The sequence below is a fragment of the Kitasatospora sp. NBC_00374 genome (assembly GCF_041434935.1).
Taxonomy (GTDB): domain Bacteria; phylum Actinomycetota; class Actinomycetes; order Streptomycetales; family Streptomycetaceae; genus Kitasatospora.
The window spans coordinates 5506986-5532968 of record NZ_CP107964.1; the positions used below are offsets into that span (position 1 = coordinate 5506986).

Genomic DNA, 25983 nt, shown 5'->3' on the forward strand with positions numbered 1-25983 from the left:
CAGCATGGAGAAGTTCACCACCCACACCGGCCGGGCCGTTCCGCTGCGCCGCAGCAACGTCGACACCGACCAGATCATCCCGGCGCACTGGCTGAAGAAGGTCACCCGCACCGGCTTCGAGGACGGCCTCTTCGAGGCCTGGCGCAAGGACGAGAACTTCGTCCTGAACCGGCCCGAGCGGGCCGGCGCGAGCGTCCTGGTGGCTGGCCCCGAGTTCGGCACCGGCTCCTCCCGCGAGCACGCCGTCTGGGCGCTGCAGAACTACGGCTTCCAGGCCGTCATCTCCTCGCGTTTCGCCGACATCTTCCGCGGCAACTCGCTGAAGAACGGCCTTCTGACGGTGGTTCTGCCGCAGGAGACGGTGGAGCGGCTGTGGGCCCTCACCGAGGCCGACCCCACGGCCGAGATCACCGTGGACCTGGAGGCCCGGCAGGTGCGGGCCGAGGGCGTGACCGCCTCCTTCGAGCTGGACGACAACGTCCGCTGGCGGCTGCTCAACGGTCTGGACGACATCAGCATCACGCTGCAGAACGAGGACGCGATCGCCGCCTTCGAGACGACCCGGCCGACGTTCAAGCCGCGCACCCTCCCGGCGGCGTGAGAACGCGCTTTCTGATGCTTCGCCGGATGGCCCGCTCCCCTCGGGGGGGCGGGTCTTCGGCTGTTCGGGACGGGAGTTCGGGACGGTCGCCGAGGTCTGCATAAACCCCCGGCGCAGCGCAACTCCGTACAGATGGCACAATCGTCACATGCACCGGAACCCCGAACCTCCGTACCCGGGTGGCGAACCCGCGGCGCCGGAGGAGACGGACGGCGCAGCCGGCAGTCGAATTGACGACCGGACGGACCAACACACCTCACCTGCTGAGGAACCGGACGACCCGGAAGTCGAAGCGCTCTACGCGCTTGTGGCCGAGCGGTTGAAGCAAGCACACGCTCGCGTTTCTGCGCTGAACGTGTCAACCGATGCAAAGACCGCTCTCACCCGTCAACTGCTCATCGTCACGGAGACCGCCAAGCGCGATCTCCCCGAGGCGGCGCGGCGGTTGAGTCGCTTTGTGCAGGACCTCGACGAGGGGCGCCAGCCGCTCCTGTGAGGTCGCCGATGCGCAAATCCATTGCGACACTAGGGTGATTCACGCGTTCGGTAATTGAAAGTCCGCAGATACATACCTAACGTGCGAAATGAACGGATGGAATCATCCGGCGCCCGTTTCCGAAGGGGAAGACGTGAACAAGGCTCAGCTTGTCGAAGCGGTGGCCGAGCAGCTGGGCGGTCGCAAGGCTGCCGCAGAGGCCGTCGACGCAGTGCTCGACACCATGGTGCGTGCCGTTGTGGCAGGAGACCGCGTGTCGGTCACCGGTTTCGGCACCTTCGAGAAGGTGGAGCGCTCCGCGCGCTTCGCCCGTAACCCGCAGACCGGTGAGCGGGTCAAGGTCAAGAAGACCGCGGTTCCGCGCTTCCGTCCCGGCCAGGGCTTCAAGGACCTGGTCTCCGGCGCCAAGAAGCTGCCGAAGGAAGGCCCCTCGGTGAAGAAGGCCCCCAAGGGCTCCCTCACCCCGGGCAAGAGCGGCACCACCGCCGCCGTGAAGCGCGCCGCCACCAAGCGCGCCGCTGCCGCCGCCGCTGCGGCTCCGGCCGCGGCCAAGAAGACGGCCGCCCGCAAGGCGACCACCACCGCGAAGAAGGCCACGGCGGTCAAGAAGACCACCACCGCCCGCTCCACGGCGTCCAAGGCCACCGCGGCGAAGACCACGGCGGCCAAGACCACGGCGGCGAAGACCACCGCGGCCAAGACGACGGCGGCCAAGACCACCGCGGCGAAGACCACCGCGGCGAAGAAGGCCACCCCCGCCAAGACCGCGGCGGCCAAGAAGGCCACCCCCGCCAAGAAGACGACGGCAGTGGCCAAGAAGACCGCTCCGGCGAAGAAGACCGCCACGCGCAAGACCACCGCGCGCAAGGCCACCGCCAAGTAGCTCCGGCGGAGCTCGACCGGCAGCGGCCGGACGCACCGCGCAGGACCGTCGGTGCGGGGCAGGATCGGCAGGACCAGCAAGACGACGGCTGCGGCGGCCCGAACTCCGGTGAATCCCGGGGTGGGCCGCCGCAGCCGTGTGCGTTCCGAAGGACGCGCGGGGCCGGTCGGCGTGACGTCCGCTCAGTGCCCCTGGACCGGGAGCTCGTAGACGATCTCCCAGCGGGAGTCGGGCACGACCAGGTCGGCGGTCTCCACCGCCCGGCCGTCCGGGTCGTAGGAGGTCCGCTCGATCAGCGTCACCAGGTCGCCGGCCGAGATGCCGAGCAGGTGGGCCTGTTCCTGGGTGGCCCGGGCCGGGCGGGGGCGTTCCACCACCCGGTCGACCACGATCCCGATCGAGGCCATCCGTTCCACCACGCCGCGCCCGGCGAGCGGGCCCAGTTCGGGCAGCAGGACCGGGGTTCCGCCGGTGACCGCCATCGGCTCCCAGCTCTCGGCGGTCTGCACCGGCCGACCGTCGGTCAGGAACTCGTAGCAGGTGCGTACGGTCGGATCGCCGGGCTCGATGCCGAGCCGGACGGCGATCCGCGGCGGGGCCGGGGTGCGGGCGAAGCTGTGGGCGTCCCAGGTGCCGGCCGGGGTCCGTTCGTCGAGACCGGGCCGCAGCGGGGGCCGGGCGGTGCGGCCGTCGTCGCCGCGGAGACGGGAGCGCACCATCGGGCGGCGCTCGGCGGGCACCCGTACGTACGTCCCCGATCCGGCCCGGCCCTCCAGGACGCCCTCGACGATCAGCAGTTCCTGCGCCCGTTGCAGCACGTTCGCGCCGACCCGGTAGCTGAGGGCGAGTTGGGCGCGGGACGGCAGCCGCTCACCGACCCGCCACTCGCCGCCGGCCACCCGGTGGCGCAGGTCGTCGGCGATCCGCAGGTACGGGGGCTCCTCCGAAGGCATATCCGGCTCTCCCGGCGGCAGGCTCGGCCCCTGCGCTTCGGCAGGGCGGGTGATTCAGCATTGACAATCTAATGCATCAGGTGGAATCTAATGATTTAGATTTACCTTGAGTGAGTGGCTGCATGCAGGGAGAAACATCGCGTGCGGAGTACCAGGGCGTTCGCCCTCGCCGGACGTCTCGCCCTCGCGGCCGGCAGCAGGGCCAGGGTCCGCCGGCGGCCCGGGGGAGGCGGCTACCGGGTGGAGGCGTCGCTTGCCGACGATCTCGGGGAAGACGCGCACCGCGCGGTGCTCGCCGCGCTGGCCGAGGCCGACCGCTACGGCCACCAGTACAGCAACGCGGCCCACCTGGTCTGGGCCGAGATCGACGACGACAGCGAGGAGCCACCGAGATGACCACCGCCAACGCCCCACGGCAGGTCACCGTGTCCATCGAGGGCGTCGCCGGGCCGGCCACCTTCAGCCGGCTGCCGGACGCCCTTGCGGCGCTCTGGCGGTCCCTGCGGATGCTGCCGCTCGGCTGGACCCAGTACGACGCCTACCGTGCCTTCTTCGGACCGGGCGTGGTGGAGCGGGTCGAGGCGGCGCTGGCGCGGGACGGGCAGCTGGCCATGACCTTCACCATGGCGGGCCGTTCACACGTCGTCAGAGTGGTCCCCACCCAGCCGGCGGACCGGACCCGGGACCGCACGGCGCACCACGGGTGAAGGGGCACGAGCCGCGGGGTTCAGGAATCCGCGCCGGGGTCGGGGAAGGTCTGCAGCGTCAGGAAGACCACCCGGCGGCTCTCGCCGCTGCCCTCGGTGCGGATCCGGACCCGCTGGCCGGGCCGCAGCAGGCGCAGGCCGCCGGCCTCGAAGGCCGCCGCGTCGAAGGGCACCGGAGTGCCGTCGTCGAGCAGGACGGAGCCCGTCCGGGTCGCGGCGTCGAAGGTGAACGAGGTGGCCTGCATGCCAGCAGCATAGCGAGCGCCCGGTGCGCTCAGACCAGGGTGGCGGCCACGGTGGCGGTGTGCGGGCCGACGCCGAGGGCGAGCGCCTCGGCCAGGTCCGCGCCGGTGTCGACGTCCCGGCGCACCGACGGCACGTCCGGGAGCGGGAGTTCACGGGCGCCGTCGGCGGCGTGCCGGTCCCGGGAGCCGGGACCGAAGGCCGGGCGCAGGGCCCGTCCGGGCGGGCAGGCCAGCAGGGTGGTCCCGGTTCCCGGGGTGTCCGCGAGGAAGGCGCGGTGACCGGGCGGTACGGCGGCCAGGACGCGGGCGAGTTCGGCGGGCCGCAGCGCGGGGAGGTCGGCGGAGAGGGTGGCGAGGGGGGCGCGCGGAGCGAACAGGCGCGCTCGCGCCGCGCCGTGCGCCAGTGCGGGGTTGAGCCCGCCGTGCCGGCCGCCCGGTTCGTCCCCGACCACCAGCGCGCCGAGTGCGGCGACCCCGGCTGCCACCACCGGATCGCCGGTCACCACCAGGACCCGGGCCACCAGGGGGCAGGCCAGTGCGGCCGAGACGGTGTCCAGGGCGAACGCCAGCGCCAGCTCGGCCCGTCGCGCCCCGGCGAACGGCCCGAGCCGGCTCTTGGCCAGATCGAGCGGCTTCACGGGCAGAACGAGTGACCATCGGGGCACGGCCGAAGCCCCGCTGCCGCGTCCGGGCAGGGAGGGAGCGGGCGTGGGCGGCCCGGCGGGGCGTACGGTGTCCTCGGTCATCGGCGCCATTCTGGCGTCGGGCCCGGAGCCCTGGCCAGCCGTGTCGCCCGTCCCGGCGTGCGGTTGCTCACGTGCCCGCCGCGAACGGGCACGTCCGCTCGACAGCCGGTGCGCCCGCGGGTGAGACTGGTCCGCGCCTCGGGGCTGCTCCCGGCCGCCAGGCCGGGTGAGCCGCAGGTCAGGCCCTCACCGCTGGTGGCAGCGGTGGCAACCGAGGGGCCGGGCCGGCGACCCCGACCGGTGAGACCGGGAGGCGAGGGAAGACGTGCGGCACCCGGGGTGCCGCACCGGATGAGGAGGAGCTGGGGTGGCCCGCCGCTCGTACGCCAGGTTCGGCAACGCCGACTACGGCATCTGGTACCGCTTCGCGGCCGTGCTGGTGAAGCCGGTGACCACCGCCCTGGTGAAGCCGGACTGGCGCGGATGGGAGCACCTCCCGAAGGAGGGCGGCTTCCTGGCGGTGGTGAACCACAACTCGGTCATCGACCCGGTGGTCTACGCGCACTGGCAGTACAACAGCGGGCGGCCGCCGCGGATACTCGGCAAGTCCCAGCTGTTCTCGGTGCCGTTCATCGGGTTCATGCTGCGCAAGACCGGCCAGATCCCGGTGTTCCGGGAGTCCACCGACGCGGCCGAGGCGTTCCGCGCCGCGATCGACGCGGTCGAGCGCGGCCAGTGCGTGCAGTTCTACCCGGAGGGCACGCTCACCCGGGATCCCGACCTGTGGCCGATGACCGGCAAGAGCGGCGCCGCCCGGGTCGCGCTGATGACCGGCGCGCCGGTCATCCCGGTGGCGCACTGGGGCGCGCACGAGATCGTCCCGCCCTACGGCCGGGGCGGGAAGAGCAAGTTCAACCTCTTCCCCCGGCACCGGGTGACGGTGGCCGCGGGACCGCCGGTGGACCTCAGCCGGTACCAGGGCAAGGAACTCACCGCGCAGGTGCTGCGCGAGGCCACCGAGGACATCATGGCCGCGATCACCGACGTGCTGGCCGGCATCCGTGGTGAACTTCCCCCGGCCGAGCGTTACGACATGCGCCGCGCCGCCCGGGAGCGGGCCGCGACGGCGGCCGGCAAGCGCGAGCGCGCGGCCGGCGAGGACGACACCGAGGAGCAGGTCCAGTGACCCGTTGTGCCGTATTCGGGAACGGATCCTGGGGCACCGCCTTCGCGATGATCCTGGCCGACGCCGGTTGCGAGGTCTCCCTGTGGGGCCGCCGCAAGGAGCTCGCCGACGCCATCAACCAGACCCGCGTCAACCCGGACTACCTGCCGGGAGTCCGGCTGCCCGAGTCGGTCCGGGCCACCGCCGACCCCGCCGAGGCGATGGCGGGCGCGGACTTCGCGGTGCTGGTGGTGCCCTCGCAGACGCTGCGCGAGAACCTCGCCGCCTGGGCGCCGCTGCTCGGTCCGCAGACGGTGCTGGTCAGCCTGATGAAGGGCATCGAACTCGGCACCGCCAAGCGGATGACCGAGGTGCTGCAGGAGGTCGCCGGGGTCGGTCCCGAGCGGGTGGCCGTGGTCAGCGGGCCCAACCTGGCACGGGAGATCGCGAACCGCCAGCCGGCCGCCACCGTGGTCGCGTGCACCGACGAGTCGGTCGCCAAGCGGCTCCAGACGGCCTGTCACACGCCCTACTTCCGCCCGTACACCAACACCGACGTGGTCGGCTGCGAGCTCGGCGGCGCGGTCAAGAACGTGATCGGGCTGGCGGTCGGCATGGCCGACGGCATGGGCCTGGGCGACAACACCAAGGCCACCCTGATCACCCGCGGCCTGGCCGAGACCACCCGGCTCGGTGTCGCGCTCGGCGCCGACCCGCTCACCTTCGCCGGCCTGGCCGGCATGGGCGACCTGGTCGCCACCTGTTCCTCGCCGCTGTCCCGCAACCACACCTTCGGCACCAACCTCGGCCGCGGCATGACCCTGGAGCAGGCGGTCGCGGCGACCAGCCAGACCGCGGAGGGCGTCAAGTCCTGCGAGTCGGTGCTCGACCTGGCCCGGCGCAGCGGAGTCGACATGCCGATCGTCGAGGCCGTGGTCGACGTGGTCCACAACGGGCGTCCGACCCGCGAGGTGCTCAAGGGGCTGATGGCGCGTTCGGCCAAGCCGGAGCGCCGGTGACAGGAACCGGAAACATCCGCACGGTAGTCTCAAAAGCGATATGAGCATCGAAAAGACCTCCCCGAACCACGCGGCCAAGCCGCGCGTCGCGATCGTCTTCGGCGGCCGCAGCTCCGAGCACCCCATCTCGGTCGTCACGGCCGGCAGTGTGCTCAGGGCGATCGACCGGAGCAAGTACGAGGTGCTGCCGATCGGCATCACCCATGAGGGCCGCTGGGCCCTGGTCGGGGACGAGCCCGACCGGATGGCCATCACCGACGGCCGGCTTCCCGACGTCGACCAGGTCGCCGAGTCCACCGAGGGCCAGGTCGCGCTGCCGGGCAGCCCCGCCAGCCGCGAGGTGGTCTGGAGCGAGCCGGGCGCCGCGCCCAAGGTGCTCGGCGAGGTGGACGTGGTGCTGCCGCTGCTGCACGGTCCCTGGGGCGAGGACGGCACCCTGCAGGGCCTGCTGGAGCTCTCCGGGGTGCCGTACGTCGGCTCCGGCGTGCTGGCCAGCGCGGCCGGCATGGACAAGGAGTACACCAAGCGGATCCTCGCCTCGCACGGCATCGGCGTGGGCGACTGGACGGTCGTCCGGCCCCGTGAGTGGGAGAGCGAGCAGGGCCGCGCCGCCGCCCGGGAGCGGATCGCCGCGCTCGGCCTGCCGCTGTTCGTGAAGCCCTGCCGGGCGGGTTCCAGCATGGGCATCACCAAGGTCAAGGACCTGGCCGGGCTGGACGCCGCGATCGAGGAGGCCCGCCGCCACGACCCGAAGATCATCGTGGAGGCCGGGGTCGCCGGCCGCGAGATCGAGTGCGCGGTGCTGGAGTTCGAGGACGGCCCGCGGGCCAGCGTGCCGGCCGAGATCCTGGTCGGCGGGGACTTCGAGTTCTACGACTTCGAGGCCAAGTACATCGACTCCTCCGAGGTCGAGATCCCGGCCCGGCTGGACGCCCAGCAGACCGCCGAGATCCGCCGCCAGGCCGTGGCGGCGTTCGAGGCGCTCGGCTGCGAGGGCCTGGCCCGGGTCGACTTCTTCCTGCTGGAGGACGGCAGCTGGATGGTGAACGAGATCAACACCATGCCCGGCTTCACCCCCATCTCGGCCTACCCGAAGATGTGGGAGGCCAGCGGGGTCCCGTACCCGGAGCTGATCGACCGCCTGCTGCAGGCCGCGCTGCGGCGCCCGACCGGCCTGCGGTAGGCCCCGGCCGGAACTCCCGGCGGACATCGCGGAGCAGGCCCCGCGGCCCGGGGCCTGCTCGCCGTCCCGGACGGCGGGCGGTCCGGCCTCAGAGGCCGTCGGGGACGGTGGCCTTGATGGCGTCCGCGAACGAGCCGAGCGGGTCGGTGTAGCCGGGGTAGGCGCCCTTGGGTACCTCGATCTCGACGTACGCCTTGCGCAGCGTGGTGACGAAGCGGTACCCGCCGTCGGGCGTCCCGGACATCCCCCACTGCACGTCGTTGACCTCGGGGGACTGCTTCAGCGGGTCGTCGTCCAGGTAGCCGGGCCGCTCGATGCCGCAGCGCAGCACCGTCCGCGGCGAGCTGCCCCAGGCGGCGGTGTACGGCGACGCGGGGGAGGGGTCCTCACGCCGGTGACCGAGAACCGTGTCGGGCAGCGCCCGGTCCAGCGTGGCGCAGTACTCGGCGGCCCCGGCCCGGGGCACCGGCGGGGTGACCTCCGCGGGTGCGGCCCAGACGAAGGGCAGCACGACGACCCCGGTCAGCAGCACCGCGGGCAGGGTCAGCCAGCGGACCGGGGCGGGCAGCGTGGTCAGGCGGGAGGTCAGGGTCACCCGCCGATGCTAGCCGGGCCTTACAGGTTCACCACCGGGCAGGTCAGGGTCCGGGTGATGCCCTCGACCTGCTGCACCTGGGCGACGACCATCCGTCCCAGGTTGTCCATCGTGTCGGCCGCGGCACGGACGATCACGTCGTACGGTCCGGTGACGTCCTCGGCGGTGAGGACGCCCTCGATCTTGGAGATGGACTCGGCCACGGCCGTCGCCTTGCCCACCTCGGTCTGGATCAGGATGTATGCATGGACCACAGGGACCTCCAGGCGGCTCGGGAACGGAGATCGCCCTCCGGGGACCGGCCAGGGTGGTGCGGCGGGCCGACCGGCAGGCTGGATGACCACGCTACCGCGCGGTGGCGCCGGTACGGGAGTCCCCTGCCGGGCCCAAGGGCGTACGCTGCGCGCGGGGGCGCGCGGGACTCGGGTGGGCGCAGGCGTGCCGACCAGGGCCGCGGAGCCATCCGCAGGCTCGGACGACGTGAGTTGAGAGGACGGCAGATGCAGGGGACCGTGGGCGAGCTCGGCGAGTTCGGACTCATCCGGGAGCTGACCGCCAGGCTGCCGCTGACCCCGGCCGTCGAACTCGGGCCGGGGGACGACGCGGCCGTCGTCAAGGCACCCGACGGCCGGGTGGTGGCCACCACGGACGTCCTGATCGAGGGACGGCACTTCCGCCGCGACTGGTCCACCGCGTACGACGTCGGCCGCAAGTCCGCCGCCCAGAACCTCGCAGACGTGGCCGCCATGGGCGCGGTGCCGACTGCGATCCTGCTCGGCCTGGTCGCCCCCGCCGACCTGCCCACGACCTGGGCCACCGAGCTGATGGACGGGCTGCGCGACGAGTGCCAGGTGGCCGGCGCCACCGTGGTCGGCGGGGACGTGGTCCGCGGCGAGACCATCACCCTGGCCATCACCGCGCTGGGCGACCTCCAGGGCCGGGCGCCGGTGCTCCGCTCCGGCGCCCAGGTCGGCGACGTGGTCGCGGTGACCGGCTGGCTGGGCTGGTCGGCCGCCGGACTGACCGTGCTGCAGCGGGGATTCCGCTCGCCGCGCGCCTTCGTCGAGGCGCACCGGCGCCCGGAGCCGCCGTACCACGCCGGCCCCGCCGCCGCCGACCTCGGCGCCAACGCGATGGTCGACGTCAGCGACGGCCTGGTCGCCGACCTCGGCCATGTCGCCAGGGCCAGCGGGGTCGACATCGACCTGCGCGCGGCCGAGTTCGACATCCCCGCGCAGATGGCCGACATCGGCCAGGCGGTCGGCGTGGACCCGCTGCTGTGGGTGCTCTCCGGCGGCGAGGACCACGCGATCGTGGCCACCTTCCCCAAGTCCGTCCAGCTGCCCGCCCGGTGGCGGGTGGTCGGCGAGGTGGTGCGGACCGCGAGCGCGGCCCGCGGCGGCCGGGTCACCGTCGACGGCGCCCCCTGGGACCGGGCCGGCGGCTGGGACCACTTCGCCGACGCCTGAGCTATACCGACCCGTTCGGATATCCCCGCCCGGATACCGCCGCGCGGGGCGGTGGCGCGGGAGCGGCCCGCGAACGGGCCGAGTGCGTAGGCTTGCGCTGTCGGCGCCGGTCCGGCCCACCCGCCGGTGCCCGACTGCACGGGTCCATCTACTCGGGGCCACTCGGGGCCGCGCCCGGCCTGCGGGGCCCCATGGAGCGGAAGAGCACAGCCACCATGCGCATCGGTGTTCTGACCAGCGGCGGCGACTGCCCCGGCCTCAACGCGGTGATCCGGTCGGTGGTCCACCGGGGCACCGACGTCCACGGCGACGAGATCGTCGGGATCGAGGACGGCTTCCGGGGCCTGATCGAGGGCCGCTCCCGGGTGGTCTCGCACGACGACGTCACCGGCCTGCTCACCCTCGGCGGCACCATCCTCGGCTCGGCCCGGGTCCAGCGCGAACGGATCGACTGGGCCATCGACAACGCCCGGATCCTGGCCCGCAACATCGGCATCGACGCGCTGATCGCGATCGGCGGCGAGGGCACCCTGACCGCCGCCAGGATGTTCAGCGAGGCCGGGCTGCCGGTGGTGGGCGTGCCCAAGACCATCGACAACGACATCGACGCCACCGACGTGACCTTCGGCTTCGACACCGCCGTCCACGTCGCCACCGACGCGATCGACCGGCTGAAGACCACCGCCGAGTCGCACCAGCGGGTCTTGGTGGTCGAGCTGATGGGCCGCCACACCGGCTGGATCACGCTGACCGCCGGGATGGCCGGTGGCGCCCACGGGATCCTCATCCCGGAGAAGCCCTTCGACATCGAGGGCGTCGCCCGGATGATCGAGGAGCGGTTCCGGCGGGGCAAGAAGTTCGCCATCATCGCCGTCGCCGAGGGCGCCAGGCCGCTGCCCGGCACGCTGCGCTTCGAGCACGGCCAGCTCGACCAGTACGGCCACCAGACCTTCGGCGGGATCGGCAACCGGCTCGCCAACGAACTGGAGGGCCTGCTCGGCAAGGAGGCGAGGCCGGTCATCCTCGGCCACACCCAGCGCGGCGGCACACCCACCGCGCGGGACCGGGTGCTCGCCACCCGGTTCGGCTGGCACGCCGTGGAGGCCGTCCACCAGGGCACGTTCGGACACTTCACCGCGCTGCGCGGCAACGACATCCGGCTGGTGTCGATCGGCGACGCCGTCACCCGGCTCAAGACCGTCCCCGAGGACCGCTGGTCGGAATCGGAGGCCGTGCTCTGAACGGCTCCCGGTAGGTTGGCGGCATGGTTTCGACAGCCCCTTCCCCCTCCGCGCCCCCCCGGGTGCTCACCGTGGCCGGTTCGGACTCCGGCGGCGGCGCCGGAATCCAGGCGGACCTCAAGGCGATGCTCGCGCTCGGCGTGCACGGCATGAGCGTGATCACCGCCGTCACCGCGCAGAACTCGCTCGGCGTCCAGGGCTACTGGGAACTGCCGGCGGAGGCCGTGCGCGCGCAGTTCCGCAGCGTGGTCGACGACATCGGGGTGCAGGCGGTGAAGACCGGCATGCTGGCCTCGGTCGAGCTGGTCACGGTGGTCTCCGAGCTGCTGGCCGGCGTCGACGCCCCGGTGGTGGTCGACCCGGTCGGGGTCTCCAAGCACGGCGACGCGCTGCTCGCGGCCGAGGCGGTGGCCACCGTACGGGAACGCCTGCTGCCGCTCGCCACCCTGGCCACGCCCAACCTGCACGAGGTGACCCAGCTCACCGGCATCGAGGTCGCCGGGCAGCGGGACATGCGGGCCGCCGCCGACGCGCTGCTCGCCCTCGGGCCGCGCTGGGTGCTGGTCAAGGGCGGCCACCTGGAGGGCGAGGCCGCCGACCTGCTGGTCGGACGGGACGGTACCGAGCACTGGTACCGCGCACCGCGCTACGACAACCGGCACACCCACGGCACCGGCTGCACCCTCGCCAGCTCGATCGCGGCCGAGCTCGCCAAGGGCGGCGCGATGCCCGACGCGGTCGCCGCCGCGAAGGAGTACATCACCGGCGCCATCGCGGCCGGCTTCGCGCTGGGCGCCGGCATCGGTCCGGTCGACCACGCCTGGCGCTGGCGCTGAGAAAGGGAAGCGGACAGCACTGAGGGGGTCAGGAGGAGAACCTCCTGACCCCCTCAGTGCCGTGCGGGCCCGGAAAGACAGAGCAGCCGACCCACCCGAGGATGGATCGGCTGTCCGGAGGACCGGCTTACCGGTCTGCGCGTCAGCGCGAGACCTTACCGGCCTTGATGCACGAGGTGCAGACGTTGAGCCGCTTCGGCGTCCGCCCAACCACAGCGCGCACCGTCTGGATGTTGGGGTTCCAACGACGAGGGGTACGGCGGTGCGAGTGGGAGATGCTGTTGCCGAAGCCCGGCCCCTTGCCGCAGACGTCGCAGTTGGCAGCCACAGGAGTCACTCCAAGACTTCAGATCAGATACGTTCGAAAACCCCGGCTGAGCGACCGCCCCACTCATCGTGGGTTGAATCGGATCAAGGGGTGAGCCCAGGTTGTTCCAGGCAACCGGAGAAGCATACAACGGCCGCTCCCGCCCAACGAAACTACCATGCTCAGAGCCGTGATCGTTCCTCTCGGCCGGTGCCGCCCCCCCCCGGGGCCGCGCGGGCGGGCCGGGGCCGGGCACCGATAACCTGCCAGCATCGCCCTAGCCACCGCGTTCAGTCGCGTTCCCGTGGCGTTCACCCGGAGGAGACCTGGTGCTGGACACGCTCGACGCCCCGGCCGTCCGCACCTGGTACCGGCTCTCGCTGGCCGCCCTCGGCGAGGCCCGCGAGGAGATCGACGCGCTCAACGTCTACCCCGTGCCCGACGGCGACACCGGCACCAACCTCTACCTCACCGTCGAGTCCGCCGCGGCCAACGCCGAGACCTGCTTCGCGCAGCACCCCGAGCCCGGCCTCGGCCCCGCGATGGCCGCCCTCGCCCGGGGCGCGCTGATCGGCGCCCGCGGCAACTCCGGGGTGATCCTCGCCCAGTGGCTGCGCGGACTCGCCGCCGCACTGGCCGACGGCGGAGCACCCGCGCACCTGCGGCTGGCCCTCGCCGGCGCCGCCGAGGCCGCCTACCAGGCGGTGGCCGAACCGGTCGAGGGGACGCTGCTCACCGTCGCCGCGGCCGCCGCCCGCGCCGCCGCGACCGGGCCCGACACCCTCGCCGCCGTCGCCGAGGCCGCCTACCTGGCCGCCCGCGAGGCCCTGGCGCGCACCCCGCTCCAACTGGACGTCCTGGCCGAGGCCGGCGTGGTGGACGCCGGCGGACGCGGCCTGGTGGCCGTCCTCGGCGCCCTGCTGGACGCCGTCAGCGGACAGACCCCGATGGGCCCGGTGGCGCTGCGCCGGGAGTCCGCCGTGACCGCCCCGGCCGCACAGCCCGGCTGCGACGGCCACGAGCGGCCGCCCGGCCCGGGCCACCCCGCCTTCGAGGTGATCTACCTGCTGGACGCCCCCGACGACGCACTGCCCACCCTGCGCGCCAGGCTCGCCGGGCTCGGCGACTCCCTGGTGGTCGGCGGCGGCGACGGCTTGTGGACCGTCCATGTGCACGTCGACGACGCCGGCGCCGCGGTCGAGGCCGGGGTGGAGGCCGGCCGGCCCTACCGGATCAGGATCACCCACTTCGCCGAGGCCGCCGCCCGGCAGGGCGAGATCACCACCCCCACCCCGCAGGGCCGGGCCGTGCTCAGCGTGGTCACCGGCAGCGGCCTCGCCGAACTCTGCGAACAGGCCGGCTCCGCGGTGCTCTCCGCCGACCCGGACCGCCCGCCGGTCAGTGGCGAACTGGTCGAGGCCGTCCGCCGCTGCGCCGCCCGCGAGGTGGTCCTGCTGCTCAACGACCCCGAACTGCGGGCCGCCGCCGGGGCCGCCGCCGACCAGCTGCGCGAGGAGGGCCTGCGGATCGCCGTGCTGCCCACCCGCTCCCCGGTCCAGGGGCTGGCGGCGCTCGCCGTGCACGAGGTCTCCCGCCGGTTCGACGAGGACGTGGTCGCGATGACCTCCGCCGCCGGCGCCACCCGGTACGCCGAACTCGCCGTCGCCGAAGGGGAGTCCTGGACGATGGCCGGGGTCTGCCAGGCCGGCGACGTGCTCGGCCTGATCGACGGGGACGTCGCCGTGATCGGCGCCGACCTCGCCGACACCGCCGTCACCGTGCTCTCCCGGATGCTGGCGGCCGGCGGCGAACTCGTCACCCTCGTCCTGGGCGAGGCCGCCTCCGACGAGCTGGCCGACCTGCTGGTGACCCACGCCCGCAGGCAGCGCCCCGAGGTGGACACCCTGGTCTACCGGGGCGGCCAGGAGTCGGCTCCACTGCTCATCGGGGTGGAGTAGGACGGGACTGTCCGCCCGGTGGTGTCCAATAGGAGCTGATGGGCGCTCTCGATGAATCACTGACCAAGCTGGTCGGCGACCGCACCGCGAAGGTGCTGGCCGACAGCCTCAAGCTGCGCACGGTCGGCGACCTGCTGCACCACTATCCGCGCCGGTACGTCGAACGCGGCTCGCTCACCAGCCTGGACGAGCTGGAGGTGGACGAGCACGTCACCGTGCTGGCCCGGATCGAGAAGGTCACCCTGATCCCCTTCAAGGGGCGCAAGGGCGACCGGCTGGAGGTGGTGGTCACCGACGGGCGCAGCCGGCTCAGCCTGGTCTTCTTCAACCAGGGCTGGCGGCAGAAGGAGCTGCGCCCCGGGGCCCAGGGCCTGTTCGCGGGCAAGGTCGGCCTGTTCAACCGCACCCGGCAGCTCGCCTCGCCGGACTACCAGCTGCTGGACGAGGAGGCCGACTCGGACGCCGCGCGGCAGTTCGCCGGACGGCTGATCCCGGTCTACCCGGCCAGTGCCCAGCTGCCCAGCTGGAAGCTGTCCCTGTGCGTGCAGACCGCACTCGACAAGCACCTCGGCGATGTCGGCGAGCCGCTGCCCGCCGCCCTGCGGGACAAGCACGAACTCATCCCGCTGCCCGAGGCGCTGGAGCTGATCCACCGGCCGCGCGGCCAGGCCGACCGCGAGCGCGCCCAGAGCCGGCTGCGCTGGGACGAGGCGTTCGTCCTCCAGGTCGCGCTCGCCCAGCGCCGGGCGGCGGACTCCGCGCTGCCCGCGGTGGCCCGGCGCCCCCGCCCCGGCGGTCTGCTCGACGCCTTCGACGCCCGGCTGCCGTTCACCCTGACGGAGGGTCAGCAGAAGGTCTGCGGCGAGATCTTCGCCGACCTGGCGAGCGAGCACCCGATGCACCGGCTGCTCCAGGGCGAGGTCGGCTCCGGCAAGACCCTGGTGGCGCTGCGCGCCATGCTCGCGGTGGTGGACGCCGGCGGGCAGGCCGCCCTGCTGGCCCCCACCGAGGTGCTCGCCCAGCAGCACCACCGCTCGATCGTGGAGATGATGGGGGACCTCGCCGAGGGCGGCATGCTCGGCGGCTCCGAACTGGGCACCAAGGTGGCCCTGCTGACCGGCTCGATGGGGGCGCCGGCCCGTCGGCAGATGCTGCTCGACATGGCCTGCGGGGACGCGGGCATCGCGATCGGCACCCATGCGCTGATCGAGGACAAGGTGCAGTTCCAGGACCTCGGCCTGGTCGTCGTCGACGAGCAGCACCGGTTCGGTGTCGAGCAGCGCGACGCCCTGCGGGCCAAGGGCGGGCAGCCCCCGCACCTACTGGTGATGACGGCCACGCCGATCCCGCGGACGGTCGCCATGACGGTCTTCGGCGACCTGGAGACGTCCGTGCTGGACCAGCTGCCGGCCGGCCGCTCCCCGATCTCCAGCCATGTGGTGCCGGCGGTGGAGAAGCCCAACTTCCTGGCCCGCGCCTGGGAACGGGTGCGCGAGGAGGTCGGCAAGGGCCACCAGGCGTACGTGGTCTGCCCCCGGATCGGCGACGAGCCGCCGGACGCGAAGAAGAAGCGCAAGGCGATGCCGGACGACCCCGAGGACCTCGGCGCCGCGAGCGACGACCGGCGCCCGCCGCTGTCCGTGGTGGAGACGGCCGAGATGCTCACCAAGGGTCCGCTGGCCGGGCTGCGGGTGGAGATTCTGCACGGCCGGCTGGCGCCGGACGCCAAGGACGAGGTGATGCAGCGCTTCACCGCCGGGCAGGTGGACGTGCTGGTCGCCACCACGGTCATCGAGGTCGGCGTCAACGTCCCCAACTCCACCGTGATGGTCATCATGGACGCAGACCGCTTCGGCGTCTCCCAGCTGCACCAGCTGCGCGGCCGGGTCGGCCGGGGCAGCGCGGCCGGCCTGTGCCTGCTGGTCAGCGACATGCCGGCGGGCAGCTCCGCACGGGCCCGGCTGGACGCGGTGGCCGGCACGCTGGACGGCTTCGAGCTGTCCCGGATCGACCTGGAGCAGCGCCGCGAGGGCGACGTGCTGGGGCAGGCCCAGTCCGGGGTGAAGTCCTCGCTCAAGGTGCTCTCCGTGCTGGAGGACGAGGACGTCATCGCCACCGCCCGCGAGGAGGCCACCGCCCTGGTCGCCGAGGACCCGGACCTCGCCCGCCATCCGGAGCTGCGGACGGCGCTGGAGAGCCTGCTCGACGAGGACCGGGCCGAGTACCTGGAGAAGGGCTGACGGTACGCCAACTGTCAGTGCCGCCGGTGATGATGGCCGTGTCAGGGCGCGCCGCGGGTGCGTCGTCGGCGCGGCATCCAGGGGGTTCTGTCATGGCATTGCGTCAGATCGGCGAGATCCCGTTGGGTGGCGCCGTCCTGCGGGTGGAGGCCGTCGGCCCTGGCGGTCGCGAGGTGGTGCTGAGCGTCACCGGCCCGGGGGCCTCGGGCCGGCTCCGGCTGCCGGTGGAGGACGCCGCCGGCCTGCGCGGCGCGCTCGACCGCGTCCTGGCCGCCGTCGGGGCAGGTCCGGACGCGTCGCCGGAGGCGGACCTGGTCCGGCGGTTCCACGCGGGGGAGAGCATCGCCCGGATCGCCGCCCGCTACGGCCGGACCCCGGACGCCGTCCGGGCCCGGCTGCGGGAGCTCGGCCACGACCCCCGCCACCCCGAGCACTGCCCGCGGGCCCCACTGGCACCGCTGGCGCCGCTGCAGGCCGCGAGCGTGCCCGCCGCGGCCGGCGGGGCCTGAGGACGCGGCCCGGCGGCAAAGCCGGATAGCGTGGTGGTGCCTGACGGAAAGGACCCACCACCTCATGACCCGCGTGATCGCCGGCACGGCCGGCGGCCGCCGGCTGGCAGTGCCGCCCGGCCGGACCACCCGCCCGACCTCCGACAAGGCGCGGGAGGCGATGTTCTCCACCCTCGCCGCCCTGCGCGGCACCGTGCACGGGGCCCGGATGCTCGACCTCTTCGGCGGCTCGGGCGCGGTCGGCCTGGAGGCGCTGTCCCGGGGGGCCGAGCACGCGCTGCTGGTCGAGTCCGACCCGAGCGCCGCCCGGGTCATCCGGGAGAACGTCCGCACCCTCGGCCTGCCCGGCGCCGAGGTGCGCGCCGACCGGGCCGAGCGGGTCATCGCGCAGAGCCCGTCCGGGGCGCCGTACGACCTGGTCTTCCTCGACCCGCCGTACTCGGTGACCGACGACGAGGTGCGCGAGATGCTGATCACACTCGGCTCGGGGGGCTGGCTCAGCGAGGACGCACTCGTCACCGTGGAACGCAGCACCCGGGGCGGCGAGTTCGGCTGGCCGGAGGGGATCGAGCCGCTGCGCTCCCGCCGTTACGGCGAAGGCACCCTCTGGTACGGTCGCGCCGCCGCCGAGGGCGACCGACACCCGTAGTACCCGGAACCCCCACAAGGGAGCACACGACATGCGCCGCGCCGTCTGTCCGGGGTCCTTCGACCCCATCACCAACGGGCACCTCGACATCATCGGGCGGGCCTCGAAGCTGTACGACGTGGTCCATGTCGCCGTGCTGATCAACAAGAACAAGCAGGGCATGTTCACCATCGAGGAGCGCATCGCGCTGATCGAGGAGACCTGCGCCCGGTACGGCAACATCGAGGTCGAGTCGCACAGCGGCCTGCTGGTGGACTTCTGCCGGGACCGCGGTATCCCGGCCATCATCAAGGGCCTGCGGGCGGTCAGCGACTTCGACTACGAGCTGCAGATGGCGCAGATGAACCACGGCCTGACCGGCGTCGAGACGCTCTTCGTGCCGACCTCGCCGACCTACAGCTTCCTGTCCTCCTCGCTGGTCAAGGAGGTCGCCTCCTACGGCGGCGACGTCTCCCACCTGCTGCCCGAGACGGTGAACCGACAGCTCGTCGCGCGGATCGCCGAGCGCCGGGGCTGATCCGGTCAACCCGGACACTCCTGGCGAACTGTCACATCCTGTCCACCTGTCGGGTGGCGCGGACCCCTCGGCGTTGTGAGCTCCGGGCGCAGTGGCCGTACAGTCTGTACTCCCGCCCCGTGGGCGCTGCCGAGCCGACGGGGACTGCCTCCGCCGCACCTCGGCGGCACACGGAAAGACTGATGCGCTCGTGGACGTGCAGCAGAAACTCGACGAGATCGTCGCCGTGGTGGAGAACGCCCGCGCCATGCCGATGTCGGCATCCTGCGTGGTGAACCGGGCCGAACTGGTCGGGCTGCTCCGCGACCTGCGCGACACCATGCCGGCCGAGCTGGCCCAGGCCCAGTCGGTGGTCGCCGACCACCAGCAGATGGTGGCCGACGCGCACGCCCAGGCCGACCAGATCATCCGCGGCGCGCACGACGAGCGCGGTTCGCTGATCTCCGACACCGAGGTGGTCCGCCAGGCCCAGGCCGAGGCGGACCGGATCCTCGCCGAGGCCCGCTCCGAGGCGCACACCAAGCGCGCCGAGGCCGACGACTACGTCGACAGCAAGCTCGCCAACTTCGAGGTGGTCCTCACCAAGACCCTCGGCGCGGTCGGCCGCGGCCGCACCAAGCTGCGCGGCGCGGCGGGCGTCTACGAGCCGGAGGCCGGGGGCGAGAGCGACGGCGAGGAGTTCCAGCCGCACGCCACCCCGAGCCCCGAGGTCGACGAGTACGTCGATGTGAAGCTGGCCACCCTGGAGGCCGTCCTCAGCAAGACCCTGCAGGCCGTCGGCAAGGGCCGCGACACCCTGCTCGGCAAGGCCCCGATCGACGAGCTGGGCGCCTACCTGGCCGCCGCCGACGAGGCCCAGCAGCTGAAGAACCGCGCCGAGGCGGTGGCCTCCGGATTCGCCGAGGACGGCGAGGAGCAGCCCTGGTACCGCGAGGAGGTCCCGCAGCAGCAGAGCTGGCCGGAGCAGACCCCCGCCGCGGCCGGCTGGCAGGCCCCCGGCGACGAGCAGTACGCCGCCCCGCAGTACGCGGAGGTCTACGGCGGCGGCTACGACCCGTCCGGCGCCCCGCAGACCGACCAGTGGGGCAACCCGCAGGCCGACACCGGCGCGAACAGCCCGTACGGCTACCAGCAGCAGCCCGTCTACCCGGGGCAGGACGCCGCGGCCGGGCACGACCCGTACTACCAGCAGCAGCCCGGTTACCCTCAGGTCCAGCAGTACGACGCCTGGGGCAACCCGGTGCCGGACGCGGGCTACCAGCAGGGGCAGCAGGCCCAGGGGCACCCTCAGGTGCCGCAGCAGGCCGGTCTGGACGAGACCAGCTTCTTCGACACCAGCATGATCGACATGACCAGGCTGCGGGAGCTCGGCGGCCGCTGAGGCCGTCCGGAACGGGACCGAAGTTGGGCCTGGCCGCACTCTCCGGTAGTCTGACCACTCGGCCTGTTCCGGGGCCGTCTGCTGCCCGCAACACGGCGGCAACACACTCTTCAGGAACTCGCGGCAGCACATACCGTGCGCGTCGCCACCAGGAAGTCAGGACACCTTGAACCGCCTCGACCACCGCGACCCGCTCGTGTTCGACACGCATGAGCTCGGCCGTCGCCCCGGTTCGCTGCGCAGGGTCTCCCGCACCGTGGCGGCCCCCGAGGGGCTGGGTATCGAAGACGTGATCACCGTCCCGGAGGCCGCCGAGATCGCCGTCGAGCTGCGGATGGAGTCCGTGGTCGAGGGTGTCCTGGTGACCGGCACCGCCGAAGCCCACGTCGAGGGCGAGTGCGTGCGCTGCCTGGAGCCGCTGGACGACGACCTGGCGGTCGACTTCCAGGAGCTGTACTACTACCCGGAGTCCGACGACCGTGGCCGTGGCCGGGTTTCGGGCGCCGACGAGGACCTCGACGGGGACTCGGACGAAGAGACTTACCGTCTGGAGGGCGACTTCTTCGACCTCCAGCCGGTGCTGCGTGACGCGGTGGTGCTCGCACTGCCGCTGCAGCCGGTGTGCCAGGAAGACTGCCTGGGACTGTGCGCCGAGTGCGGTGCACGCCTGAGCGACGACCCGTCGCACCACCACGACGCCGCCGACCCCCGGTGGGCGGCACTGCAGGGACTCTCCGCCGCCCCCGGCGACGAGGGTGACGGAATCAAGAACAGCGGTACCCGTGAGGGTCTCGCCGAGAACCAGGAGAAGTAGCCGTGGCTGTTCCGAAGCGGAAGATGTCGCGCAGCAACACGCGCCACCGCCGTTCCAACTGGAAGGCCGTCGTTCCGGCCCTCGTGGCGTGCGACCGCTGCCACGAGCCGAAGCTCGGTCACATCGCGTGCCCCAGCTGCGGCACGTACAACCGCCGCCAGGTCCTCTCGGTCTGATCGGCAGGGTGCACGGATCGATGTCGGAGAGCAACTCCCCCCGCAAGCAGGCTCCCACCGTGAAGGACTCTTCCACCGGGGGCAAGGGCAGTGGGCCGGCCTCGACCGAATACGACGTCCTGGAAGGGCGCCTCGGGTACACACTTGAGCGCGCCCTTCTGGTACGTGCCCTCACCCACCGCTCGTACGCGTACGAGAACGGTGGGCTGCCCACCAACGAGCGCCTGGAGTTCCTCGGCGACTCGGTGCTGGGCCTGGTGGTGACCGACACCCTCTACCGCCTCCACCCAGAGGTCGCCGAGGGCACGCTCGCCAAACTCCGCGCCGCGGTGGTCAACTCCCGCGCGCTCGCCGAGGTCGGCCGAGGCCTGGACCTGGGTGCCTTCATCCGGCTCGGCAAGGGTGAGGAGGGGACCGGTGGACGCGACAAGTCCTCGATCCTCGCCGACACCGTCGAGGCCGTGATCGGCGCCGTCTACCTGGACCGGGGCCTGGACGCCGCCACCGTGTTCGTCCACCGGCTGTTCGACCCGCTGATCGCGGAATCCGCGCAGCTCGGCGCCGGCCTGGACTGGAAGACCAGCCTCCAGGAGCTCACCGCCTCGGTGGGCATCGGAGTGCCGGAGTACGTGGTCGCCGAGTCCGGTCCGGACCACGAGAAGACGTTCACCGCCGCCGCCCGCGTGGCGGGCGAGGACTTCGGGCACGGCACCGGCCGCTCGAAGAAGGAAGCGGAGCAGAAGGCCGCGGAGAGCGCCTGGCGGGCCATCAAGGCCAAGTACGCCGACGACCGCCCCGGCGCCGCCTGACCCGGCCGGGGGGCCTGAGGTGCCTGAACTTCCCGAGGTCGAGGTGGTCCGACGCGGCCTGGCCCGCTGGGCCGCCGGCCGTACCGTCGCCCAGGTCGAGGTGCTGCACCCGCGCGCCGTCCGCCGCCAGCCCGGCGGCGCCGCCGAGTTCACCGCCCGGCTCACCGGCAGCACCCTCGGTGCGGCCCAGCGCCGCGGCAAGTACCTCTGGGTACCGCTGGGGGAGGGCCAGTCGATGATCGGCCACCTGGGCATGAGCGGCCAGCTGCTCGTCCAGGACCCCTCGGTGCCCGACGAGACCCACCTGCGGGTCCGGCTGCGCTTCACCGACCAGGGCCGCGAACTGCGCTTCGTCGACCAGCGGACCTTCGGCGGCCTGGCCGTCGAGGAGTCCGAGCCCGGGGACCCCGAGCACACCCCGGTGTCCATCGCGCACATCGCCCGCGACCCGCTCGACCCGCGCTTCGACGACGCCGCGTTCATCACCGCGCTGCGGGCCAAGCGCACCACCGTCAAGCGGGCGCTGCTGGACCAGACCCTGATCAGCGGCGTCGGCAACATCTACGCCGACGAGTCGCTCTGGCGCTCGGCCCTGCACTACGACCGGCCGACCGCCACGCTGACCCGCCCGCAGGCGGCCCGGCTGCTCCAGCACGCCCGGGACGTCATGGGGGCGGCGCTGGCCGTCGGCGGTACCAGCTTCGACAGCCTCTACGTCAACGTGAACGGCGAGAGCGGGTACTTCTCCCGCGAGCTGGACGCCTACGGGCGGGAGGGCGAGCCCTGCCGCCGCTGCGGCACCGCGATCCGGCGGGCCGCCTGGATGAACCGCTCCAGCTACTTCTGCCCGCGCTGCCAGCGCGTCCCGCGGCCCCGCTAGGGCCGGTTGCCCCGGCCGACGGCGCCGGCGGGGGCCATCAGAGGCCGGCCCGCTCGGGGAGCTTCGGCTGGGCGCCGTGCTCCTCGGCCTCGCTCTGGCCGAAGTAGGCCACCCCCACCGCGCTCACCACCGCGAGCACGAAGCCGAACACGGCCAGCCAGCCGAGGCCCTCGCGCGAGGTGTCGCCCAGCCACACCACACCGACGATCCCGGGCACCACGGTCTCGCCGACCACCAGGGCCGCCGTCGCGCCGTTCACCGAGCCGACCTGCAGGGCCACCGTGTGCAGGTACATCCCGCCGATGCCGCCGACCAGGATCGCGTACAGCGCCGGGTCGCCGAGCAGCTGCGCCAGGTCGAAGGGGTCGACGCCGTTCAGGATCCGTACGCCGACGCCCAGCGCGCCGAAGCCGAGGCCGGAGAGCAGACCCGCCACGATCGCCCCGCTCCGGCCGAGCCGGCGCACGATCAGGCTGCCGCCGGCGATCAGCACCACCGAGCCGATCAGCAGCCCCCAGTGGAAGGACATCGCGGCGTGGTGCCCGCCCTCCGGCCCGGCGGCGACGGCCAGCATCACCAGCGCCCCGCACAGCACGCCGATCGAGATCCACTCCAGCTGCTTGAGCCGCAGCCCGAGCAGCTTGATGCTGAGCAGGGCGGTGATCACCAGGTTGGCGCTGATGATGGTCTGGGAGAGGAACAGCGGCAGCAGCCGGGCCGCCAGCGCGCCCAGCCCGAAGCCGATCAGGTCGAGCACGGTGCCGACGATGAACTCCCAGGTCACCGCCGCCTTGGCGGTCGAGGAGAGGCTCGGCCCGCCGTGCTCGGTCGCACCCGCCCCGGCACCGCGGGCGGCCACCTCCTCGCGCGCCGACCGCCGGGTGCCGACGGCCTGCAGGACGGATCCGGTGCCGTAGCAGACGGAGGCCGCCACGGCGGTGACGAGTCCGATGATCACCAGGTGCTCCGATCAGGGGCGGCCGAGGCTCAGAGGTGGGCCGTGGGCGGGAGGGCTCGGCGGTGGGCCGAGGGCCGGGAAGGCAGGCACCACTATGCCTGGTCCGGGCGGCAGATGATCTACCCGGCTCGGAAGACCGGTCGGTCGGCGGGGGTGGGTCAGCCTGAGGTATCGGCACACCACCCTCCCCGCCAGGTACCGTCGGTCCCATGAGAACCATCTCCCGCCGGATCCCGGGCATCGCAGCCGCCGCCCTGCTGGCGGCACTGCTCGGGTTGCTCCTGGTGTTCGCCGGCCCGGCCTCCGTCGCCTCCGCGGCCTCCGGGGTCGACCAGGCGGCGAGCGCCCTCAAGCAGGGGCAGGTCTACGTCGACCCCGCGATGACCGGCCGGTTCTCCGAGGCCCAGACGGCCGCGCTCACCCAGCAGATCGAGCGGGCCGACAAGCCGATCTTCGTCGCGGTCGTGCCGGCCGACGACACCTACCCGGCCGGGACGGTCGCCCAGGACCTGCGGACCAAGGTCGGCATCGTCGGGGTCTACGCGATCTGGCGCGGCGAACAGTTCAAGGCCTTCGCCGACCGCCAGGCGCTTGCCCCCGCCACCGCCGACCGGATCGCCGGCGCGGCCGCGCGCTCGCACCCCGGCGACATCGCCGGCACCCTCGACGACTTCGTCGACCAGGCCAAGAGCCAGACCAGGGGCCACGGCGTCGACTCGGGCGGGGTCAGCACCGCCGCGATCGTCGTCCCGATCGCCCTGCTCGGCCTGGCCGGCGCCGGCACCTTCCTGCTGCTGCGCCGCTCCAAGCGGCGCAGGCTGGCCCGCGAGCAGGCCGAGCTGGCCCAGCTGCGCACCGTCGTGGACGAGGACATCACCGCCTTCGGCGAGGAGCTGGACCGGCTGGAGTTCACCCCCGGCGCCCCGGACGCCGACGACGTCCAGCGCGCCGACTACACCCATGCCCTGGACGCCTACGAGAACGCCAAGCGGACCATGGACGCGGCGAAGCGGCCCGAGGACGTCCGCCCGGTCACCGAGGCGCTCGCCGACGGACGCTTCGCGCTGGCCACGCTGGCCGCCCGGCGCGAGCACCGCGCCCTGCCCGAGCGCCGGGTGCCGTGCTTCTTCGACCCCCGGCACGGTCCCTCGGTGCAGGACGCCGACTGGGCCCCGGCCGGCGGCGCGGCGCGCTCGGTCCCGGTCTGCGCCGCGGACGCGGCCCGGCTGGCGGACGGCCGGGACCCGGACATCCGCACCGTCCGCACCGACCACGGCGACCAGCCGTACTGGAACGCGGGGCCGGCCTACAGCCCCTGGGCGGGCGGCTACTTCGGCTCGGGCATCCTGCCCGGTCTGCTGGTCGGCACCATGCTCGGCTCGATGATGTCCCCCGGGACGGCCTGGGCCGCCTCCGACGGGTTCGACGGCGGCAACGGGGTCGAGGGCGGCGACTACTCGGGCGGCGACTTCAACTCCTCGGACTTCGGCGGCTTCGGCGACTCGGGCGGTGGCGACTTCGGCGGTGGCGGCGACTTCGGCGGCTTCTGAGCCGTCCGGCCCGGCGGATAGGGTCGGCGCATGCACGGTCATGACAGTCAGCAGCCGGTCCGGGTCACCGCGTGGGTGCGCGGGAAGGTCCAACAGGTCGGGTTCCGCTGGTGGACCAGGGCCCGCGCGCTGGAGATCGGCCTGACCGGCTACACGAGCAATCTCGGCGACGGCCGGGTGCAGGTGGTGGCCGAGGGCCTGCACGCCGAGTGCGACGAACTGCTCGCGCTGCTGCGCGGACCGGGTACTCCCGGCCAGGTCAGCGGCGTGACCGAGATCTGGAGCGCGACCGGCGACGGCTACGACGGCTTCGCCATCCGCTGACGCGCGGGAGATGTCCCCCGGTCGGGGCAACTGCCGGTGTCATGCGGTTGCCATCCGGGCAGACTCGTGGTTGACTCCGCACCGTGCAGTGATCCACCGGGCCCCTCGGTGGGCCCGCCCCCGCCCCACGACGTGACGTTCCGCCGTGCAGGTGACAGGGGCGCGGTAGCGTGCGGTGATCGTGTTGACCCGTACCGTCTTTGGTGAGACTCTGGAAACCCGCGCACACGTCCACGTTTTCCCGGTCGGGTCAGTCCGCCGTGGGCCCAGCTCACTGCGGTTGTCCCGGGGTGCCCAGCCAGCACAGCCGGTCGCGTCGTCGGGTGCGTGTTCCCTTCCCCCTAGACCAGTACCGCTCCCGGTTCGGTCACTCAGCGTGGAGGACCATTCATCATGGCAAAGGCGCTTCTCGGGTACGTCGGCGGCCCCGACCCGCGAATGCTCTCCGAGATGCGACGGCTCCAGCAGCGCGTCCAGGATCTGGAAGCCGAGCTCAACCGGCTCCAGACGGAGAACGACGCACTGATTGCCGTCGCTGACGAGCACTCGCTGCTCAGCAGCATCGAACTGGATCACCGGGAGCCTGCCCTCACCTGATCCCGCCCGATCCTCGCAGATCGACGCTGTTGTGCACTGAGCTTCCCGATCAGGGATGCAGCCTGCAAGGGACGTCCTGGTGACGTCCCTTCGTCGTGTCCGGCCATCAGTCGCATGCGGTCTTTTTCGGTAAAGGTGCCCAACCCCGGCGTGGCCAAACCGCCTCCTGACCACTCGCCGTCCGCACTGCCGGATACAGTCGCCAGCAGAGCCGGAACGCCGAGGTCAGGAGGGC

The 25983-nt window shown here is 72.9% G+C and carries 31 protein-coding genes; 24 read left to right on the plus strand and 7 right to left on the minus strand.

The window, feature by feature from the left end:
* Positions 1-4: 4 nt before the first annotated feature.
* From leuD to OG871_RS24735, 3 genes are all read left to right on the plus strand, one after another.
* Positions 5-601, plus strand: a complete 597-nt coding sequence (gene leuD, locus OG871_RS24725; protein WP_371499363.1) for a 3-isopropylmalate dehydratase small subunit — start codon at positions 5-7, stop codon at positions 599-601.
* 148 nt (positions 602-749) lie between these two features.
* On the plus strand, positions 750-1097 hold the full coding sequence (locus OG871_RS24730; protein ID WP_371499365.1) for a hypothetical protein: 348 nt from the start codon (positions 750-752) through the stop codon (positions 1095-1097).
* A 133-nt stretch (positions 1098-1230) separates the two neighbouring features.
* Entirely contained in the window at positions 1231-1980 is a 750-nt protein-coding gene (locus OG871_RS24735) for an HU family DNA-binding protein (protein ID WP_371499367.1), read from the plus strand.
* A gap of 182 nt (positions 1981-2162) precedes the next feature.
* Here OG871_RS24735 and OG871_RS24740 read toward each other — a convergent pair whose 3' ends face one another.
* On the minus strand, positions 2163-2933 hold the full coding sequence (locus OG871_RS24740) for a GntR family transcriptional regulator (protein ID WP_371499369.1): 771 nt from the start codon (positions 2931-2933) through the stop codon (positions 2163-2165).
* A gap of 141 nt (positions 2934-3074) precedes the next feature.
* Here OG871_RS24740 and OG871_RS24745 point away from each other — a divergent pair, with 141 nt between their 5' ends.
* Together OG871_RS24745 and OG871_RS24750 are read left to right on the plus strand one after the other, a co-directional pair.
* Positions 3075-3329, plus strand: coding sequence for a hypothetical protein (locus OG871_RS24745; RefSeq protein WP_371499371.1), 255 nt, complete (start codon positions 3075-3077; stop codon positions 3327-3329).
* Complete coding sequence (locus OG871_RS24750; RefSeq protein ID WP_371499373.1) at positions 3326-3640, plus strand: hypothetical protein; 315 nt, start codon at positions 3326-3328, stop codon at positions 3638-3640. The genes OG871_RS24745 and OG871_RS24750 overlap by 4 nt, the downstream gene beginning before the upstream one ends.
* Positions 3641-3660: 20 nt before the next feature.
* On the opposite strand, the gene OG871_RS24755 is transcribed toward OG871_RS24750, so the two are convergent.
* Positions 3661-3885, minus strand: a complete 225-nt coding sequence (locus tag OG871_RS24755; RefSeq protein WP_371499375.1) for a hypothetical protein — start codon at positions 3883-3885, stop codon at positions 3661-3663.
* A gap of 29 nt (positions 3886-3914) precedes the next feature.
* Positions 3915-4631: a 2-phospho-L-lactate guanylyltransferase gene (gene cofC / locus OG871_RS24760; protein ID WP_371499377.1), complete on the minus strand. Its 717-nt coding sequence runs from the start codon at positions 4629-4631 to the stop codon at positions 3915-3917.
* Between the two features lie 307 nt (positions 4632-4938).
* Here cofC and OG871_RS24765 point away from each other — a divergent pair, with 307 nt between their 5' ends.
* The 3 genes from OG871_RS24765 to OG871_RS24775 are packed head-to-tail and all read left to right on the plus strand — an operon-like array spanning position 4939 to position 7938.
* Complete coding sequence (locus OG871_RS24765; protein WP_371499379.1) at positions 4939-5757, plus strand: lysophospholipid acyltransferase family protein; 819 nt, start codon at positions 4939-4941, stop codon at positions 5755-5757.
* Between the two features lie 47 nt (positions 5758-5804).
* Positions 5805-6755 carry an NAD(P)H-dependent glycerol-3-phosphate dehydrogenase gene (locus OG871_RS24770; RefSeq protein ID WP_371503412.1) on the plus strand — a complete coding sequence of 317 codons (951 nt, stop codon included), beginning with the start codon at positions 5805-5807 and terminating at the stop codon, positions 6753-6755.
* A 40-nt stretch (positions 6756-6795) separates the two neighbouring features.
* Positions 6796-7938, plus strand: coding sequence for a D-alanine--D-alanine ligase family protein (locus tag OG871_RS24775; RefSeq protein ID WP_371499381.1), 1143 nt, complete (start codon positions 6796-6798; stop codon positions 7936-7938).
* Between the two features lie 88 nt (positions 7939-8026).
* On the opposite strand, the gene OG871_RS24780 is transcribed toward OG871_RS24775, so the two are convergent.
* Both OG871_RS24780 and OG871_RS24785 read right to left on the minus strand, forming a co-directional pair.
* Complete coding sequence (locus OG871_RS24780) at positions 8027-8533, minus strand: DUF3515 domain-containing protein (protein ID WP_371499383.1); 507 nt, start codon at positions 8531-8533, stop codon at positions 8027-8029.
* A gap of 20 nt (positions 8534-8553) precedes the next feature.
* Positions 8554-8787 carry an Lrp/AsnC ligand binding domain-containing protein gene (locus OG871_RS24785; protein WP_363641437.1) on the minus strand — a complete coding sequence of 78 codons (234 nt, stop codon included), beginning with the start codon at positions 8785-8787 and terminating at the stop codon, positions 8554-8556.
* Positions 8788-9033: 246 nt separating this feature from the next.
* Here OG871_RS24785 and OG871_RS24790 point away from each other — a divergent pair, with 246 nt between their 5' ends.
* The 3 genes from OG871_RS24790 (at position 9034) to thiD (ending at position 12079) form a co-directional block, all read left to right on the plus strand.
* A complete protein-coding gene (locus OG871_RS24790) occupies positions 9034-10002 on the plus strand; it encodes a thiamine-phosphate kinase (RefSeq protein ID WP_371499385.1) in 969 nt (322 codons plus the stop codon).
* A gap of 215 nt (positions 10003-10217) precedes the next feature.
* A complete protein-coding gene (locus tag OG871_RS24795; protein ID WP_371499387.1) occupies positions 10218-11243 on the plus strand; it encodes a 6-phosphofructokinase in 1026 nt (341 codons plus the stop codon).
* Between the two features lie 23 nt (positions 11244-11266).
* Positions 11267-12079, plus strand: coding sequence for a bifunctional hydroxymethylpyrimidine kinase/phosphomethylpyrimidine kinase (gene thiD, locus OG871_RS24800; protein ID WP_371499389.1), 813 nt, complete (start codon positions 11267-11269; stop codon positions 12077-12079).
* Between the two features lie 142 nt (positions 12080-12221).
* Here thiD and rpmB read toward each other — a convergent pair whose 3' ends face one another.
* Complete coding sequence (gene rpmB, locus OG871_RS24805; protein WP_073813963.1) at positions 12222-12407, minus strand: 50S ribosomal protein L28; 186 nt, start codon at positions 12405-12407, stop codon at positions 12222-12224.
* 308 nt (positions 12408-12715) lie between these two features.
* On the opposite strand from rpmB, the gene OG871_RS24810 reads away from it, so the two are divergent.
* The 10 genes from OG871_RS24810 (at position 12716) to mutM (ending at position 22319) form a co-directional block, all read left to right on the plus strand.
* Positions 12716-14344: a DAK2 domain-containing protein gene (locus OG871_RS24810; RefSeq protein WP_371499391.1), complete on the plus strand. Its 1629-nt coding sequence runs from the start codon at positions 12716-12718 to the stop codon at positions 14342-14344.
* A 38-nt stretch (positions 14345-14382) separates the two neighbouring features.
* A complete protein-coding gene (gene recG / locus OG871_RS24815) occupies positions 14383-16584 on the plus strand; it encodes an ATP-dependent DNA helicase RecG (RefSeq protein WP_371499393.1) in 2202 nt (733 codons plus the stop codon).
* Between the two features lie 92 nt (positions 16585-16676).
* Positions 16677-17093 carry a hypothetical protein gene (locus OG871_RS24820; RefSeq protein ID WP_371499395.1) on the plus strand — a complete coding sequence of 139 codons (417 nt, stop codon included), beginning with the start codon at positions 16677-16679 and terminating at the stop codon, positions 17091-17093.
* Between the two features lie 64 nt (positions 17094-17157).
* Positions 17158-17742: a 16S rRNA (guanine(966)-N(2))-methyltransferase RsmD gene (gene rsmD / locus OG871_RS24825; protein ID WP_371499397.1), complete on the plus strand. Its 585-nt coding sequence runs from the start codon at positions 17158-17160 to the stop codon at positions 17740-17742.
* A gap of 31 nt (positions 17743-17773) precedes the next feature.
* Positions 17774-18259 (plus strand): pantetheine-phosphate adenylyltransferase, encoded by a 486-nt coding sequence (gene coaD, locus OG871_RS24830; protein WP_371499398.1) that lies wholly within the window; start codon positions 17774-17776, stop codon positions 18257-18259.
* Between the two features lie 190 nt (positions 18260-18449).
* The gene (locus OG871_RS24835; RefSeq protein WP_371499400.1) at positions 18450-19640 is read left to right on the plus strand and encodes a cell division initiation protein; all 1191 of its coding nucleotides are present in this window, start codon (positions 18450-18452) and stop codon (positions 19638-19640) included.
* Positions 19641-19806: 166 nt separating this feature from the next.
* Positions 19807-20454: a DUF177 domain-containing protein gene (locus OG871_RS24840; protein WP_371499402.1), complete on the plus strand. Its 648-nt coding sequence runs from the start codon at positions 19807-19809 to the stop codon at positions 20452-20454.
* Positions 20455-20456: 2 nt separating this feature from the next.
* Positions 20457-20630, plus strand: a complete 174-nt coding sequence (gene rpmF / locus OG871_RS24845) for a 50S ribosomal protein L32 (RefSeq protein WP_030056747.1) — start codon at positions 20457-20459, stop codon at positions 20628-20630.
* A gap of 20 nt (positions 20631-20650) precedes the next feature.
* Positions 20651-21439 carry a ribonuclease III gene (gene rnc, locus OG871_RS24850; RefSeq protein ID WP_371499404.1) on the plus strand — a complete coding sequence of 263 codons (789 nt, stop codon included), beginning with the start codon at positions 20651-20653 and terminating at the stop codon, positions 21437-21439.
* A 19-nt stretch (positions 21440-21458) separates the two neighbouring features.
* Positions 21459-22319, plus strand: coding sequence for a bifunctional DNA-formamidopyrimidine glycosylase/DNA-(apurinic or apyrimidinic site) lyase (gene mutM, locus OG871_RS24855; RefSeq protein ID WP_371499405.1), 861 nt, complete (start codon positions 21459-21461; stop codon positions 22317-22319).
* 37 nt (positions 22320-22356) lie between these two features.
* Here mutM and OG871_RS24860 read toward each other — a convergent pair whose 3' ends face one another.
* Complete coding sequence (locus tag OG871_RS24860) at positions 22357-23277, minus strand: hypothetical protein (protein ID WP_371499407.1); 921 nt, start codon at positions 23275-23277, stop codon at positions 22357-22359.
* A gap of 209 nt (positions 23278-23486) precedes the next feature.
* On the opposite strand from OG871_RS24860, the gene OG871_RS24865 reads away from it, so the two are divergent.
* The 3 genes from OG871_RS24865 (at position 23487) to OG871_RS24875 (ending at position 25748) form a co-directional block, all read left to right on the plus strand.
* A complete protein-coding gene (locus tag OG871_RS24865) occupies positions 23487-24827 on the plus strand; it encodes a hypothetical protein (RefSeq protein ID WP_371499408.1) in 1341 nt (446 codons plus the stop codon).
* A gap of 30 nt (positions 24828-24857) precedes the next feature.
* Positions 24858-25151: an acylphosphatase gene (locus OG871_RS24870; RefSeq protein WP_371499410.1), complete on the plus strand. Its 294-nt coding sequence runs from the start codon at positions 24858-24860 to the stop codon at positions 25149-25151.
* Between the two features lie 393 nt (positions 25152-25544).
* Complete coding sequence (locus tag OG871_RS24875) at positions 25545-25748, plus strand: hypothetical protein (protein WP_371499412.1); 204 nt, start codon at positions 25545-25547, stop codon at positions 25746-25748.
* The last annotated feature ends 235 nt before the right edge of the window (positions 25749-25983 follow it).